Genomic DNA, 16,128 nt, shown 5'->3' with positions numbered 1-16,128 from the left:
TCGCGAAATGTCCTTGCGAAGTCGAATTGAATCACCGTCAGATTTCGTATAAAATTGCGTAATGTGGAAATAAACAGAAGAATATTCGAATGGAAAACCTTGATACGATTGATATCGCTATTCTGAAGACGCTTCAGGAAAATGGTCGAATCTCCAATGCGAACCTGGCGGAGCGGGTCGGCCTGTCTCCGTCAGCCTGCTCCAGACGGCTCGATATCCTCGAGAAATCAAGTGTAATCCGAGGTTATCACGCGCGCCTGTCAAACAAGGCGCTGGACCATAAGATGACGGCGATTGTCCATATCTCGCTGTCGGGCCAGTTCGAAAAAACCCTCAGCGAATTCGAGGCCGCGGTCAAACGCTGCCCGAATGTGCTGGTCTGCTATCTCATGTCAGGCGAATATGATTACATCCTGCGCGTCGCAGCCAGGGATCTGCAGGATTATGAACGCATCCACAAGGAATGGCTATCGGCCCTTCCCCATGTGGTCCGCATCAACTCGTCCTTCGCGCTTCGCGAGGTGATCGACCGCCCGAACATCGACATTGATATGCGGTGACCTTCGGGCATAGGCTGCACATATTGTGAAGGCGGAGCATTCGATGGCAAAACGGTTCAAACGGCGCAGACTGGTCTACCTTATTCTGCTGCTCATCTGTGCGGCAGCCATCATCTTCTATATTGGTCCGCGCACCGCCGTCTCAACACAAATCCGGTTCGATCCCGCAGCAATCGGAGACGACGTTGAAGCCTATCTCGATCGTGTCGAGGCTCGTTATTCGGACATACGCGAAGGGCTCGGCAAACAGATTGTCTGGGCCTATCCAAACTCAAGGGCACGCACACCGGTCTCGCTGGTCTACATACACGGGTTTTCCGCATCCTCCGGCGAAATCCGCCCTGTTATGGACATTGTCGCACGCGATCTCGGCGCCAATCTTTATTATACCCGCCTCGCCGGCCACGGCCGCAGCAGTGACGCCATGGGCGAGGCAACGGTCGAAGCCTGGGTCAATGACGTGGCCGAGGCGATCGCGGTCGGCCGTGAACTGGGAGAAAAGGTCGTACTCGTCGGTACGTCTACCGGCGGAACCCTGATTTCATGGGCCGCCACCCAGCCCGGCCTGACGGATGATGTCGCGGGCATTGTAAACATCTCGCCCAATTTCGGCGTCAACGCCGCCGGCTCCTTTTTGCTGACTATTCCCTGGGCAAAGCAGGTTCTGGGGCTGGTGATGGGCGAAAGGCGCTCTTTTGAAACGGTCAACGACTATCACCGTCACAACTGGACCTACGAATACCCGTCGCAGGCACTGCTGCCGATGGCCAAAATCGTCAGGATCACGCGCGAGGCCGATCTCGGGCAAGCGGATATTCCCGCACTCTTTATCTACTCGCCTGACGACCGGATTGTGCGCGCGGAAGAAACTGAGATCATAGCCGCCACATGGGGCGCGGATGTCCGGACCGTTCTGATCGAGGAGAGCGACGACAAGGACAATCACGTTGTCGCCGGAGACGCACTGTCACCATCGAACACCCAACGCGTGGCCGACGCCATCGCCGAATGGATCGGGCAGCTTCCCGAAAGCCGTTAGTCCGGTTTGCGGTCGGTGGAAAACAGATAGATGATCACGGTCACCGTCAACAAAACCGCATAAGTTCCAAACAGCAGCGAATAAGTTTCTTCCGGCATAGCCGGATTGTAGCTCGCCTCGGCCATCTGCCCGGTGATGAATTGAAAGAATCCGACGCCGCCGATCGTGAAAAAGTTCATCAGCGTAACGCCACGCCCTGTCAGGTGTTTGGGGAAATAAGCGCGCGCGTGAGCCATCAGCACCCCGTAGCTGGCACCGCACAAACCGACCGCGAAAAGCAGCACCGTCACCTGCCAGATTGGCTGAATCGGATAGAGCGCCAGGGCAAAGAGCGCGATTGCGCCGCCACAATTGCCGACAAATGCAACCCATTTACGGGTCTTGAACAGCGTATCGAGTGGCCCGTAGATCACGCTGCCGATTATCATGGAGATGGCCATGAACAGCGTGACCGTTCCAATCAACTGCGTTGATGCACCGAAAACATCCGCCAGATACGGCCCGGCCCATAATCCGCGCACACCAGCCGCCGGCGCATAATTGACCGCAATCAGCGGAATAATCAGCCACAATGCCGGCATTTTCAGCAGCGCCCAATATCCAGACAGGCCACTGTCCGGGGCGTCTGTCCTTTCGATCTCGGGGTCCTTTACAAACCGGTAGATTGCAAGGGCGGTCAGCAATGACACCAAACCAAGACCAAGCATGGTTTCACGCCAGCCGAAACTCTCCACAGCAATGGCCAGCGGTTTTGCGCCGATGACATTGCCGGCTGTTCCGAGGGCGACGAACCATGACGAGGCAATGGCAAATCGGGCCGCCGGGAAGTGATGGGCGAAAATAAAGAATGCAGCCATCAGGACCGGCGAACAGCCGATGCCGATCATCGCCATGGCGATGATGATTTCGAGCGGCGTGGTGGCAATCGCAAAAAGCAGGGCGCCACCCCCGGTTCCCGCCGCAAAAAGGAAGGCCGCCGTACGCCTCGGACCAAACCGGTCCAGCGATATGCCGACAACGAACTGCATGAGAGCGAATGTCAGAAACCATATACCCGAAGCAACCGAGAGATCCGCCTTGCCGGCTCCCAGCTCCTCGATCAGCACCGGTGTCAGCACCGCAAGGAAAGACCGGTAGAACTGCGAAAAGATATAGGCCGCGGCAAGCGCGGCAATGCCGGCCATCATATGCTGGCGGGCAGCGCTGTTTGCGCCGCAGTCCGGTTGCTGAGCATGCAGTTCCCCTCCGAAATATGGAATGCCGCCATTAGATAATCAGGCTGGAAAGAACTTCATTATCGGTAATGTCTTCATAGCGCAAACCCGCCGCCTCGAAGGCACGGGTCAGAGCGGTAAAATTTTCCGGCCGCTTGGTCTCTATGCCGATCAGCACGGATCCGAAATTGCGCGCCGATTTCTTCAGATACTCAAACCGCGCAATATCGTCCTCAGGGCCCAGCATATTGAGAAAATCGCGTAGTGCGCCCGGCCTCTGCGCCATACGCAGAATGTAGTATTTCTTGACCCCGGAATAGCGCATCGCCCGCTCCTTCACGTCAGGCAGGCGCTCGAAGTCGAAATTGCCGCCGGAGACAACGACCACAATGGTCTTGCCCGCCAGACGCACCTTATCCAGCCGATCAAGTGCACTGATCGCCAATGCCCCGGCCGGCTCCAGCACCATGCCCTCTATATTGAGCAGTTCAGAAATCGTGACACAGACCGCATTTTCCGGCACCAGCATGACCTGATCGGCCCGAAACCCCTTCAGCGCGTCAAAGTTACGTTCGCCGATCTGGGCAACAGCCGCCCCGTCGACAAAGTTGTCGACCCGTTCGAGTTTGACGCGTTTGCCCTCTTCCAGGCTTCGCTTGAGGCTCGGCGCCCCCTCCGGCTCGCAAAAAAGGAATGCATCGCGATCCACGCGCCCTGCCAGATAACTGGTCATACCAGCCGCCAGTCCGCCTCCGCCTGCCGGTATGACCACGAGATCGACGTCGGCGCGCTCCGGCAGTTGGCTGACGATCTCGGCAGCCACCGTCGCCTGGCCCTCGATGATGTCGTCATGGTCGAAAGGCGGCACCATCAACGCGTTCGTTTCGTCTGCATAAGCCATCGCGGCGGCGTAGCAGTCGTCGAAAATATCGCCGACAAGCCGCACCTCGATAAAGCCTGCCCCGAAGGATTCGGTTTTACCGATCTTCTGTGGCGGCGTCGTAACCGGCATGAAGACAACACCCGGCTTCTTGAAATGACGGCAGACAAAGGCGAAACCCTGGGCATGATTGCCAGCGGACGCGCAAACAAAGCGCTCCGTCTGCTGTTCGCCGGTCAGAGCCTTGCGGAAAAAGTTGAACGCACCGCGGATCTTGTAAGAACGCACGGGCGAAAGATCCTCCCGTTTGAGGAATATGCGCGCACCGTACGTGTCGCTCAGATGTACATTGTGCTGAAGCGGCGTGGGCGGAAACAGTGAACGCAGCACCTCCGCGGAATGATCAACAGCATTTTTCATCATGGCTTTCAGGACCTCAAATCAACCCGAATCCCAAACCGTTTGTCTATGCCCCCTATCATAACAAATCTCTGTCCAATCTTGTCGTCCCCCCGGGCAAATGGGTCTTACATCCAAGTTACAAAAACAAAGCCAAGAACAACACCGTTGCTGTTCTCACTTCGCTCCGGCTGAATATGCCGAAGCCTGCAACATGGGCCAATGTCAGCGTCTCACAGACGTCTACCCGTGAGGTTTTACCCAGAAATACTCACGGTCACCGGTAAGGTCTTCAGTAAGGTCATCTATAGACCTGAGTATGGCATTTGCCTTGTTGTAGCGATCCTTGAATGGCTGTGCGCCGGCACAAACCATCATTGCGCCATCGCGGCCAACGCGCAGTTTATCAAGCACTTCTTCCTTGCAGAATGCGGACCTTCGGCCTTTGGACATCTAACACCTGTCTTTCTCCCCGACAGAGAATCAGTACTTGCCGCCGTGCCCTCACCGCGATTTAGTATACGATTGTTTACACGTGAAGGGATCAGCGGATGTGCGGTCGATTTATCACAACCGGGACTTGGGCCGAATATCGGAAATATATGTCAATACTTCCGCCGGAAATAGAAAAGCTCAACGGACCGGAGCCGAACTACAACACTGCGCCTACGTCCACGCTCGACATCATTACAAGCCATGACGGTCAGATCGGCATCGAGCCGGTGGAATGGGGTTTCATTCCCCTATGGGCAAAAGAAGCGAAATTCAGGTCCATAAACGCGACCGTTGAAAAGCTTGCCGAGGGTTCCGGGTTCTTCAAGGCAGGCTTCGAACACAATCGCTGCCTGATTGCGGCCACCGGTTATTACGAATGGACAGGATCGAAGGGAGACAAGCAGCCCTGGCTTATTCATCTGCCAGGCGAAATGCCGCTGTTTGAGCCTTTCACGTTCGCCGGCATCATGTCACGCAACGAGAAACTCGACACGACAACATTTGCCATTATCACCCTGCCCGCAACAGACAATATCAAGCACATTCACAGTCGCGTGCCCGCAATCCTGAAACCGGACGTACTGAAAACATGGATGGATAAGGAAACGGGAAAAGAGGACGCGCTGGCACTACTTCAGAAAAACCGGGGTTCGGATCTTGAGTTTTATGCAGTCAGTCAAGAAGTCGGGAGCGTGAAGAACAAGCAGCCGGACCTCATAGAGCCCGTGGCGGCCTTATGATGTCAGCACCGAACCCGGCTGCGGATGTCGCGAATACAGCCAACAAGAACACAAACGAGAATACAAGCTGGTGCCCCCTGCCGGACTTGAACCGGCAAACCCATTCGGGTGACAGATTTTAAGTCTGTTGCGTATACCAATTTCGCCAAGGGGGCACGCGCTTACTGGTAAATATCCCGTTGCAGAATGCAAGCCCTTTGGCTTTGCACGTGCTATTCGGATCATGCCGTTGAGATCACTGCACCGGCATAGGCACCATAAGAATCTATGGATATTTGTCGAAAACGACTGGTTATTATAATTTACATCGCCGATTATTGTGCATAGGATATGCATAATGTGTAATCTCATGCGAACGCCAACTGTATAATCGAGAGCTTCATAATTCCGCCATGGCACATCTTAGCTCCAGACTGAAAGCAGCAAGGGAAGCAGCCGGTTACAGGACCGCGACAATAGCGGCGGAGGCTCTTGGTGTCAGCTACTCCACATACGCCTCGCATGAAAACGGCTCGCGCGGTGTCAGCCGTCCGGCCCTTACGCAATATGCCAAACGGTTCAAGGTCACCACAGACTGGCTGCTTTCCGGCAGAGGTGGCGGCCCCGATGATGATGATGTGCTGCCCCAAACCAACACCACTCTTGTTTCGTCAAAGAACCCGGATATGGAACTCGACCTCGATCTGTTCGACCAGGCCACGCAGGCTGCAGACATGATCATTGAGGATTACGGCCGGCAGGTATCCCTTGAAAAACGGCACAAACTGATACAGCAGCAATACCATCGGCTGCGCGCCTTGAAGTCCAAGAATCTTGTTAAGGACAAAGGCTAGAAAACACGATACAATCCAGGCGTGAATGCAATCATTGCAAGAATCAGGGGAAGAACAATCAATGATGAAAACGATAAACCTGAACATGGTCGGCATTGACCTTCCATCCGTTCAGTCGATTATCGATGCGCCCGACCGCTACGCCAATGACCGGGAATACCTTCACGCCATGTGCGAGCACTATGGCTGCCATCTGTCCCGGGATATCATCGCTGTCACCGTCGCCAACCACACCGATGTCGATCATTTCACCACTGAAGAGTGGGACAGATTCGCAGCGTTGTTCGGCAGGGTGATCGCACAATTTGTCGCTGCCGAAGAAGCCGGGTATGGCCGTTCACACTAAAATTCTGGATGACAGCGTGTTCGACACGCCGGACGTTTCCGCGACCCAGCAATTGCTGTTCAGGGCGTGGGAACTGGCCGGCGGCCAGGCAGATGAGCGGCTTCACGCAAACCTGCTTCACATGGCCGACGAACTCGTCTTATTCGGTATGCCGCACCAGTCCGCAATTCCGGATATAACCCATGTCGGCGCCCGCTCGTTGGCAGGTCGGGTTATGGGAACGGGCTGGCGCACGGATCTTCAGGCGGCAGGCGGCAACGATGCCGTTGCCGCGGCCTACCTGAAGGCATGCGATGGGGAGCCGGTTCTTGAGCATGTAACCTACGAGACAAGCCGCAACGGCAAGCAGGTTCAGCTTGCCTACAAACGGCTTGTGCTGATGGTCAAGACACCAAAAGGTTTTCCATTTCTGGCGACATACTCGGAGCTTGAACAGCTTGACTACGCACTTCGTCCTTCAACCAGCCTGAAAACTCGCCCCGGCTCATCGCGCCAAGCCAGTAGTCATGTTTTGCTTGGCTCGGATGCTGCACCCATTGCAAAGCATTCTTTATCTGCGTAGTCAGCTCGATCGCCGCCATCAGGCCGCTGCGCACATCCTTGTTTTCCATATAGATGTAAAACAGATCGGTATCGGGCCACCTTATCCAGGCCGCCGGCTTGACATAGGCTGCAAGCAACTGGCCAATCCCCTGCTTCTGGTATTTCGGCAGAACGCGGTATTCACCACAATAGCAAAGATTGCCTCCGGTCCTTTCCAGGAACGGTTTTTGCTGATTGTGGAACACGACCGGGTTTTCCGAATCAGGCGTGTAATAACGAATCCACGAGCGTTTGGCATAGCTTGCCAATGTTTCCGAACCGAGCGGTTGCCGTTTACAGGCAGCTGTTGCAACGCATTTTGCCCGGTCATAGATGCCAACCCAAAAGGCCTCGTCACGAAAAAACGCATTGAAACGCGGTGAAAAGTGCGGTGTGACCTCAAAGCCCATCGCCTCGGTTTCCTCGTCAAGCAAGTGAAAGTCCGTCGAATGCCGTAGTTCGAGGTCCTTGCTCTCGATCTTTGCTCGATAGTGCGCCGCGACGCGGTTCATCGGTTCCAGAAATTCGTGCATAATCTCTTCCGTATGTGTACGCCAAAAGTATAGTCAGAGGCCTACACACAGACAATTTCCGCCGCGTTAAAGCTTGAAGTTAAGCTTGATTATGCACAATGCATAGAAAACACAATGGTTTCAATTTGATGTATTGCGTTAGGAAAACCGGTGTGGGGGACCGGTGTGAAAAGCCTGCCATCGTCGAAAGTCCATGCGGCCGGGGTGTCAGTGCGCGCCTTGCAGCTGATTGCGTTGCGCGCTACCTGTGGGTCGAACGGTTGAAGAGGTCAGGGCATGTCGGAAAAAATTGTCACGGCGGGAATGGTTGCGATTGGCGACGAACTTCTGTCCGGCAAGACCAAGGACAGGAACATCGCCCATCTCGCCGACATGCTGACAACGGCGGGTATTGAGCTGAAGGAAGTGCGCATCGTCGCAGACGAAACGGACGCCATCGTCGAAGCCGTCAATGCATTGCGGACACGCTATTCCTACGTGTTTACGTCAGGCGGGATTGGCCCGACACATGACGACATAACGGCGGACGCGATTTCCAGGGCGTTTGATCTGCCCTGCGAACACGACCGGGAAGCCCTCGACATGCTGGGCGCTGTTTTCCAGTCCCGAAACATCGAGTTTACCGACGCTCGAAAGCGAATGGCGCGCATGCCACGCGGCGCCAGTCATATTCGCAACCGTGTGTCGGTCGCGCCGGGTTTCACAATCGGCAATGTGCATGTCATGGCCGGCGTGCCGTCCATATTCCAGGCCATGCTCGACTGGCTGCTACCCCGTCTTGAAACCGGAGCGATCATTCATTCCGAAACCGTCGACTGCCCCTATGGCGAAGGTACCGTTGGAGAAGGACTGGAAGACATACAAAACGCCCATCCCGATACCGTCATCGGTTCTTATCCGAAATTTGACGGTAAGAACTACTCAACCCAGATCGTTGTGCGCAGCCGCGACACGCAAGCCATTCAGCGCGCCGTCAAAGCAGTCAATGCCATGCTTGTTGAGATAGCGGAAGAAAACCCGGCGTAAATCTCGCCACAGGCACAAAAAAGCGGTCCCCGGAAAAACCGGGAGACCGCCTGCGTCTGCAAAACAGGATCGGGAGGAGTGAAATCTAGTCCAGGCGTCTGTGCCCGGCGACAACGCTCGGAATATCAGCGCGATAGATTCCCAGATCGGCGAGTTCCCGATCGGAAAGCCGGCTGAGTTCGTTGCATGCCTTGCTGTGCGCCCGGCTTGCTTGCAGTGTCTTAAATACAGATTTCATTATCTCGCTCCACATACAGAGGACATGTTTGCTTTCTTGCCACTCGCATATGGTGATGGCGGCGCCCGGGAAAAGTGACAATTAAGCATTGGAGCCTTGCAATATTGCAATGCACAATGACCGGCAGACAGGATCATCCCGGCAGGAAGCCCCATTCGACGAAAGCATTATACGAACGGACGTTCATTTGATGGAAATCAACGCCGGGCCGCCGCCGGCCTGCCATAGTGGCCTTGTTACAGGGCTGGCAGGATGAGAGGCGCCGGCTGAATTCAAAGACCGATGGAGACAAGCATGTCCTACAAGACCATCCTGGCCGTACTGCGCAACAAGAAAGACTGCGAGAATGTTCTCGATACGGCGCTGCTATTGACCGAGGCCTTTGACAGTCACCTGATAGGGCTGCATGCCGAACCTGCAATGAAGGTTTCCTATGCAGCGCCCATCGAAATACCGGATGCGGCCGTTTTCAAATCGGATCAGGAAGACGTCGATCTGCGTATGATGGACGTCGCGGAAGCCTTCAAGCACAAAAGCGAGCACCGGGGCGTATCCTGGGAATGGCGCCCGATACGCTCGCTGTCCGGCGACAATGCCTTGTCAGCGCTATCGAGCGCCCGTTGTGCGGACCTCGTTGTGGTGCGTCAGAATGAAGAGGAAAAGGAAGACGATTTCACCGATCTTGAAGCCCTCGTGCTTGAAAGCGGACGGCCGGTTCTTTTCGTTCCCTATGTTGCCCGCAAAGCAAGCCCGATTAAGCGCGCCATCATCGGCTGGAATGCCACACGCGAATCCGCGCGCGCCGTGTTTGATGCTCTGCCCCTTCTGAAGTCTGCCGACGAAGTCGAAATTTTGTGTGTTGATCCGGAGGACAATGCCGAGCAGAGCAAGTCCATGGCCGGCGCCGAGGTCGCATCCGCCCTCACCCGCCACGGCATCAAAGTGTCGATCAAAACGGAGATATCCGACGGGCTTCCCGCCGCCGCGATCATCCAGAACCGGCTTGCCGACACCGGCGCCGATCTTCTGGTCATGGGTGCTTACAGCCGCTCACGCCTCCGCGAATACCTGTTCGGTGGCGTCACCCGAACCATGCTTCAATCCATGCCGAACCTGACGCTGATGTCTCGCTGATCCATCACGCAGAAGACGGCATCAAAGGGTGGTCGCGCAGTTGGCATGACCGCCCTTTTCATTGTCCACCCCTTGCATCACCCGCCCTCTTGCATTGCAATGCCTGGCCCAGCTATGACCGCCGGCGAGCAGTACGAAGATGCTGCAGGAACACACGCCGCATGATCGGCCCGCAAGGAGTACCCGCACCAATGTCCCTTCCAGACAAAGCCTTTCCCGTCTCTTGGGATCAGTTTCACCGTGACGCCAGGGCCCTTGCCTGGCGCATTGCAGGATCCGACAAGGAGTGGCGGGGCATTGTTTGCATCACGCGCGGCGGCCTCGTGCCGGCGGCCATCGTCTCACGCGAACTCAATATCCGTCTCATCGAGACCGTATGCGTTGCGTCCTATCATGACTACGCCAACCAGGGGAAAATGTCGGTCATCAAGGAAGTCAATGAAGAGCTGCTTGCCTCGGAAGGCGAGGATGTCCTCATCGTCGACGACCTGACAGACACCGGCAAGACAGCCGAAGTCGTACGCGCCATGTTGCCGAAAGCCCATTTTGCCACCGTCTACGCCAAACCGAAGGGCCGCCCGCTGGTGGACACGTTCATCACCGAGGTCAGCCAGGACACCTGGATCTACTTTCCCTGGGACATGGGCTTTACCTATCAGGAACCCATCAACAAGGACCCGGCCGGCTGACACCTCGCCAGACACAGGCTGGCATCACGTATCGTTTCGGCCTATCGTTTCAGGCTTGAACAAGTTGCGGGAGGACAGTCATGGCTCATGAAAAGGTATTGCGCACGCCGGAGGAGCGTTTTGCCGATCTGCCGGATTACCCCTTCCAACCCCATTACGAGACCGTCGACGGCGGCGAATACGGCCCCTTGCGCATGCACTATGTCGACGAAGGACCGAAGGACGGGCCTGTGGTCCTTCTGCTGCATGGCGAGCCGACCTGGTCTTTTCTCTACCGCAAAATGATCCCGCCGATCACCGCGGCCGGCATGCGTGTCGTCGCGCCGGATTTCATCGGCTTCGGCAAGTCCGACAAGATCGCCGAGCGCGGGGCCTATTCCTATCTTGCCCATGTGAACTGGATGAAGGCCTTTATCGACAGGCTGGGGCTGAAGGCCATCACCTATTTCGGTCAGGACTGGGGCGGGCTTATCGGCCTGCGCCTCGTCGCCGAGGCGCCGGATCTCTTCGCCCGCGTCATGATCGGCAATACCGGCCTTCCGACCGGCGATCAGGATCTCGGCGAGGCCTTCAAGCAATGGCGCGAATACAGTCAGACGACGCCGACTTTCAACATCGGCGGCATCGTCTCGCGCGGAACGGCGCGTGGCATGGATGAGGCCGTGGCGGCCGCTTATGACGCGCCCTACCCCTCAGAAGAATACAAGGCCGGCGCCCGCGCCTTTCCGATGCTGGTGCCGGCGAGCCCCGACGATCCGGCAACGGCCGCCCAGCGCGCCGCCTGGGAAAGCCTGCGGCGATTCGAAAAACCGTTCCTGACCTGTTTTTCCGACAAGGACATGATCATGCGCGGCGGCGAGAAGGTATTCAAGAAGCTGATTCCCGGTGCTGCCGGTGAGAATCATTTCATCACCGAGAACGCCGGCCACTTCCTGCAGGAGGATGCCGGACCGCTGCTTGCCGAAAAACTCGTTTCATTTGCGCGCAAAGAGTGAAGAGCCCGCCCCGTCTTCGCCCCAATAAGTCGAATCGGCAACCGGCCGATTCGCCGCGAATCACGAATTGCCTGTCAAGTGCGCGGACGCAACGGATGCGTCACGAATTTTTTTCGACCAACACATCGACGGGCATTTTTGCTTGACGCACAGCTAAGTGCGGGCTTTTCAAGGCATTGCGCTTTCCCCAGTTTCCACATTTGCGACCCACAACATCTGGTGTTCACAAATCTGACGCAAACAATCCCTTGACGGTCGAAAACGAGTCGCGTTCTACTGTGCGAACGTTGTTCCAGCAGCGCGGTCTGTGCGTTTCTGTCAGATCCCACTCAGTTGTAAAGCGTCAGGACATGAAGTCCCTTGCAGGTGGTTTTTCTTGTACGGGATGAAGGGGAATTCCGCGCGGTTTGCAGCGTTTCTGCTGGAAAAATGTGATTGGCGTAAAAAGGCTGTTAATACTATCTTTAGTGTTTGCAGCAAATATCGGCACAAGATATAGCGTCATTAGCGAGGGGACATCGCGAAAACGCTGACATGAAGTTCGAGACCTGCTGCACATGCGAGGCACGCGGGAACGGGGAAATTACGCCTTGCCGGCAATGGGCGGCGGCAGGGCGGTAGGAAACGAGGAAAAAGCATGCGCATTGAGCGTCGTTTTACAAAAGCAGGAAAATCGCCATACGCGGCAATCGAGTTTCGCAAGGCGACGAGCGAAATCAAGAACCCTGATGGCTCCGTGGTGTTCCGCCTGGAAAACATCGACGTCCCCGTTCAGTTCTCGCAGGTGGCGAGCGATATCCTTGCGCAGAAATATTTCCGCAAGGCCGGCGTCCCCGCATGTCTGAAAAAAGTTGAGGAAAACGACGTTCCGTCCTGGCTCTGGCGTTCGACCGCCGACCTTGAGGCGCTTGAAAAGCTGCCCGAGAATGAGCGCTACGGCTCCGAGACCGATGCGCGCCAGGTCTTTTCGCGCCTTGCCGGCACCTGGACCTATTGGGGCTGGAAGGGCGGCTATTTCGAGGGTGAGGAAGACGCCCGCGCCTTCTATGACGAGCTTGCCTATATGCTCGCCACCCAGCGCGTCGCGCCCAACAGCCCGCAATGGTTCAACACCGGCCTGCACTGGGCCTATGGCATTGACGGTCCCGGCCAGGGCCATTTCTATGTCGACCCGTTCACGAACAAGCTGGTGAAATCGAAATCCTCCTACGAGCACCCGCAGCCCCATGCCTGCTTCATCCAGTCGGTCGAGGACGATCTCGTCAATGAGAACGGCATTATGGACCTTTGGGTCCGCGAGGCGCGTCTCTTTAAATACGGCTCCGGCACCGGCTCCAACTTCTCGCATCTGCGCGGCGAAGGCGAAACGCTGTCGGGCGGCGGCCGCTCCTCCGGCCTCATGTCCTTCCTGAAAATAGGCGACCGCGCCGCCGGCGCCATCAAATCGGGCGGCACCACCCGTAGAGCCGCCAAAATGGTCGTCGTCGACATCGACCACCCCGATATCGAGGCCTATATCAACTGGAAGGTGAAAGAAGAGCAGAAGGTCGCCGCGCTGGTGACCGGCTCCAAGGTCGTCAACACCCACCTCAAAGCCATCATGAAGGCCTGCGTCAACTGCGAAGGCCCGGACGGCGATTGCTTCGACCCGAAAAAGAACCCGGCCCTGAAACGCGAGATCCGCGCCGCCAAGAAGGCGCAGGTTCCGGAGAACTACGTCAAGCGCGTCATCCAGTTCGCCCGCCAGGGCCACAAGGATATCGAGTTCACCACCTATGACACCGACTGGGATTCGGAAGCTTACCTCACCGTCTCCGGCCAGAACTCCAACAACTCGGTCTCGATCAAGGACGATTTCCTCAACGCCGTCGAGGCCGATGGCGACTGGGACCTGATCGGCCGCATCGACGGCAAGGTGACGAAGACGGTCAAGGCCCGCGAGCTTTGGGACAGTATCGGCCACGCCGCCTGGGCCTCCGCCGATCCGGGCCTCCATTTCAACACCACGATGAACGACTGGCACACCTGCCCGGCGGCCGGCCCGATCCGCGCCTCCAACCCGTGCTCGGAATATATGTTCCTCGACGATACGGCTTGTAACCTTGCCTCGCTGAACCTGCTTCAGTTCATGGAGAAGAAGACCAACAAGTTCCTCGTCGGTGAATTCGAACACGGTGTGCGCCTTTGGACCATGGTGCTCGAAATCTCGGTGATGATGGCGCAGTTCCCGTCGAAACAGATCGCCGAACTCTCCTATAAATACCGCACGCTCGGCCTCGGCTACGCCAATATTGGCGGCCTCTTGATGACCTCCGGTATCCCTTACGATTCCGATGCCGGCCGCGCCATCTGCGGCGCCATCACCGCCATCATGACCGGCGTCTCCTACGCCACCTCCGCCGAGATGGCGGGCGAGCTCGGCCCCTTCCCCGGCTATAAGCCCAACAAGGCCAACATGCTGCGCGTCATGCGCAACCACCGCCGCGCCGCCCATGGCGAAACGGCGGGCTATGAGAAGCTCTCGACCAACCCGGTCGCGCTCATTCACGACGACTGCCCGGATGCGGAGCTGGTCGAACACGCCACCGCCGCCTGGGACAACGCCGTCAAACTCGGCGAGAAACACGGCTACCGCAACGCCCAGGCCACCGTCATCGCGCCAACCGGCACGATAGGCCTTGTCATGGACTGCGACACCACCGGCATCGAACCCGACTTCGCGCTGGTGAAGTTCAAGAAGCTCGCCGGCGGCGGCTATTTCAAGATCATCAACCGCGCCGTGCCGGAAGCCCTCCGCACCCTCGGCTATTCGGAAAGCCAGATCGGCGAGATCGAGGCCTATGCCGTCGGCCACGGCAATCTCAATCAAGCCCCGGCGGTCAATCCCGGCTCCTTGAAGGCCAAGGGCTTCACCGACGAGAAGATCGAGGCGCTGAACGGCGCGCTCGCCTCCGCCTTCGACATCAAATTCGCCTTCAACCAGTGGACCCTGGGCGCGGATTTCTGCAAGGAGGTGCTGGAGATTTCCGATGAGCAGTTGAACGACATGGAGTTCAACATGCTGGAATTCCTCGGCTTTTCGAAGCAGGACATCGACGCCGCCAATATCCACATCTGCGGTGCGATGACGCTGGAAGGCGCGCCGGATATCAAAGACGAGCACCTCGCCGTCTTCGATTGCGCCAACCCCTGCGGCAAGATCGGCAAGCGTTATCTTTCCACCGACAGCCACATCCGCATGATGGCGGCGGCCCAGCCCTTCATCTCGGGCGCGATCTCCAAGACGATCAACATGCCCAACGAGGCCGATATCGAGGATTGCAAATCCGCCTATATGCTCTCCTGGAAACTGGCGCTGAAGGCCAACGCGCTTTACCGCGACGGCTCAAAGCTCTCCCAGCCGCTCAACGCCTCGCTCATCGAGGACGACGAGGACGAGGATGCGCTCGAGGAACTGCTCGAGGCCCCCGCCGCCGCCAAGGCCGTTGCCGTGACGGAGAAGATCGTCGAGCGCGTGGTCGAGAAGGTCATCCGCGACCGCGAGAAGCTGCCCAACCGGCGCAAGGGCTACACCCAGAAGGCCGTGGTCGGCGGACACAAGGTTTATTTGCGCACCGGCGAATTCGACGATGGCCGCCTCGGCGAGATCTTCATCGACATGCACAAGGAAGGCGCCGCCTTCCGCGCCATGATGAACAATTTTGCCATCGCCATCTCGCTCGGCCTGCAATATGGCGTGCCGCTGGACGAATATGTGGAGGCCTTCACCTTTACCAAGTTCGAGCCGGCCGGCATGGTCATGGGCAATGACGCGATCAAGAACGCGACGTCGATCCTCGACTATGTGTTCCGCGAGCTTGCCGTCTCCTATCTGGAGCGCCACGACCTTGCCCATATCGACACGTCGGATTTCTCCAACACGGCATTGGGCAAGGGCATCAAGGAAGGCAAGACCGCGCCTGTCTCAAAAGGCTGGACCCGCGGCCACAAGCTGGAACTCATCGCCCCCGGCGGCCAGCCCATGGGCGGCGCACCGGCCGGCAGCGGCGGCTCCAACGTGACGGCGATCTCCGGCGGCGCAGCCGTCGTCTCCGAAGCCGTCGCCCAGGCCAACGCCAAAGAAGCCACCGCCTTCAAACGCGACTACGAAGAACGCGCCAAACAGCTCTCAGAGGAAATCGCCGAGGAAGACACCGACGAACTCTTCGACGCTGACACGGCGGAAGAGGCCCGCGCCGATGCCAAGAGCGTCGAAGCCGACCGCCGCGCCAAGGCGATCATGCAGGGCTATACGGGCGATGCCTGTTCTGAGTGCTCCAACTTCACGATGGTGCGGAACGGGACGTGTCTGAAGTGCGACACGTGCGGGAGCACGAGCGGGTGTAGTTGATCCGGTGCTGAATGCAGTAAAGAAGAAACCCCCAC

The 16,128-nt window shown here is 57.3% G+C and carries 15 protein-coding genes and 1 tRNA gene; 10 read left to right on the top strand and 6 right to left on the bottom strand.

Annotation, left to right across the window (positions count from 1 at the left end; all coding sequences use genetic code 11):
• Nucleotides 1-89: 89 nt before the first annotated feature.
• Together OQ273_RS07135 and OQ273_RS07130 are read left to right on the top strand one after the other, a co-directional pair.
• Nucleotides 90-560, top strand: coding sequence for an Lrp/AsnC family transcriptional regulator (locus OQ273_RS07135; protein ID WP_267989776.1), 471 nt, complete (start codon nucleotides 90-92; stop codon nucleotides 558-560).
• Between the two features lie 43 nt (nucleotides 561-603).
• A complete protein-coding gene (locus tag OQ273_RS07130; protein WP_267989775.1) occupies nucleotides 604-1,599 on the top strand; it encodes an alpha/beta hydrolase in 996 nt (331 codons plus the stop codon).
• Here the strand turns inward: OQ273_RS07130 and OQ273_RS07125 are convergent.
• From OQ273_RS07125 to OQ273_RS07115, 3 genes are all read right to left on the bottom strand, one after another.
• Nucleotides 1,596-2,783, bottom strand: a complete 1,188-nt coding sequence (locus tag OQ273_RS07125) for an MFS transporter (RefSeq protein ID WP_267989774.1) — start codon at nucleotides 2,781-2,783, stop codon at nucleotides 1,596-1,598. The genes OQ273_RS07130 and OQ273_RS07125 overlap by 4 nt on opposite strands.
• 82 nt (nucleotides 2,784-2,865) lie before the next feature.
• On the bottom strand, nucleotides 2,866-4,113 hold the full coding sequence (gene ilvA / locus OQ273_RS07120; protein ID WP_425493409.1) for a threonine ammonia-lyase IlvA: 1,248 nt from the start codon (nucleotides 4,111-4,113) through the stop codon (nucleotides 2,866-2,868).
• A gap of 222 nt (nucleotides 4,114-4,335) precedes the next feature.
• Nucleotides 4,336-4,545 carry a hypothetical protein gene (locus OQ273_RS07115; protein WP_267989772.1) on the bottom strand — a complete coding sequence of 70 codons (210 nt, stop codon included), beginning with the start codon at nucleotides 4,543-4,545 and terminating at the stop codon, nucleotides 4,336-4,338.
• Nucleotides 4,546-4,643: 98 nt separating this feature from the next.
• On the opposite strand from OQ273_RS07115, the gene OQ273_RS07110 reads away from it, so the two are divergent.
• Nucleotides 4,644-5,327, top strand: coding sequence for an SOS response-associated peptidase (locus OQ273_RS07110; RefSeq protein WP_267989771.1), 684 nt, complete (start codon nucleotides 4,644-4,646; stop codon nucleotides 5,325-5,327).
• 68 nt (nucleotides 5,328-5,395) lie between these two features.
• Here the strand turns inward: OQ273_RS07110 and OQ273_RS07105 are convergent.
• Nucleotides 5,396-5,482 (bottom strand) — tRNA-Leu (locus OQ273_RS07105).
• A 237-nt stretch (nucleotides 5,483-5,719) separates the two neighbouring features.
• On the opposite strand from OQ273_RS07105, the gene OQ273_RS07100 reads away from it, so the two are divergent.
• The gene (locus OQ273_RS07100) at nucleotides 5,720-6,160 is read left to right on the top strand and encodes a helix-turn-helix domain-containing protein (RefSeq protein ID WP_267989770.1); all 441 of its coding nucleotides are present in this window, start codon (nucleotides 5,720-5,722) and stop codon (nucleotides 6,158-6,160) included.
• Between the two features lie 61 nt (nucleotides 6,161-6,221).
• Complete coding sequence (locus OQ273_RS07095) at nucleotides 6,222-6,506, top strand: hypothetical protein (RefSeq protein WP_267989769.1); 285 nt, start codon at nucleotides 6,222-6,224, stop codon at nucleotides 6,504-6,506.
• A 383-nt stretch (nucleotides 6,507-6,889) separates the two neighbouring features.
• Here OQ273_RS07095 and OQ273_RS07090 read toward each other — a convergent pair whose 3' ends face one another.
• Complete coding sequence (locus OQ273_RS07090; protein WP_267989768.1) at nucleotides 6,890-7,498, bottom strand: GNAT family N-acetyltransferase; 609 nt, start codon at nucleotides 7,496-7,498, stop codon at nucleotides 6,890-6,892.
• 399 nt (nucleotides 7,499-7,897) lie between these two features.
• Here OQ273_RS07090 and OQ273_RS07085 point away from each other — a divergent pair, with 399 nt between their 5' ends.
• Nucleotides 7,898-8,647 carry a competence/damage-inducible protein A gene (locus OQ273_RS07085; RefSeq protein ID WP_267989767.1) on the top strand — a complete coding sequence of 250 codons (750 nt, stop codon included), beginning with the start codon at nucleotides 7,898-7,900 and terminating at the stop codon, nucleotides 8,645-8,647.
• Between the two features lie 85 nt (nucleotides 8,648-8,732).
• Here OQ273_RS07085 and OQ273_RS07080 read toward each other — a convergent pair whose 3' ends face one another.
• Nucleotides 8,733-8,885: a DUF1127 domain-containing protein gene (locus OQ273_RS07080; RefSeq protein ID WP_276562306.1), complete on the bottom strand. Its 153-nt coding sequence runs from the start codon at nucleotides 8,883-8,885 to the stop codon at nucleotides 8,733-8,735.
• Between the two features lie 294 nt (nucleotides 8,886-9,179).
• Here OQ273_RS07080 and OQ273_RS07075 point away from each other — a divergent pair, with 294 nt between their 5' ends.
• The 4 genes from OQ273_RS07075 (at nucleotide 9,180) to OQ273_RS07060 (ending at nucleotide 16,093) form a co-directional block, all read left to right on the top strand.
• Nucleotides 9,180-10,019, top strand: coding sequence for a universal stress protein (locus OQ273_RS07075; RefSeq protein WP_267989766.1), 840 nt, complete (start codon nucleotides 9,180-9,182; stop codon nucleotides 10,017-10,019).
• A gap of 191 nt (nucleotides 10,020-10,210) precedes the next feature.
• Nucleotides 10,211-10,708: a xanthine phosphoribosyltransferase gene (gene gpt, locus OQ273_RS07070; protein ID WP_267989765.1), complete on the top strand. Its 498-nt coding sequence runs from the start codon at nucleotides 10,211-10,213 to the stop codon at nucleotides 10,706-10,708.
• A gap of 80 nt (nucleotides 10,709-10,788) precedes the next feature.
• On the top strand, nucleotides 10,789-11,703 hold the full coding sequence (locus OQ273_RS07065; RefSeq protein ID WP_267989764.1) for a haloalkane dehalogenase: 915 nt from the start codon (nucleotides 10,789-10,791) through the stop codon (nucleotides 11,701-11,703).
• Nucleotides 11,704-12,340: 637 nt separating this feature from the next.
• Nucleotides 12,341-16,093 (top strand): vitamin B12-dependent ribonucleotide reductase, encoded by a 3,753-nt coding sequence (locus OQ273_RS07060; protein ID WP_267989763.1) that lies wholly within the window; start codon nucleotides 12,341-12,343, stop codon nucleotides 16,091-16,093.
• Nucleotides 16,094-16,128 lie beyond the last annotated feature (35 nt).

The sequence above is a fragment of the Hoeflea prorocentri genome (assembly GCF_027944115.1).
GTDB classification, from domain to species: Bacteria; Pseudomonadota; Alphaproteobacteria; order Rhizobiales; family Rhizobiaceae; genus Hoeflea_A; species Hoeflea_A prorocentri.
This window is presented reverse-complemented; position numbering and strand designations above follow the sequence as displayed.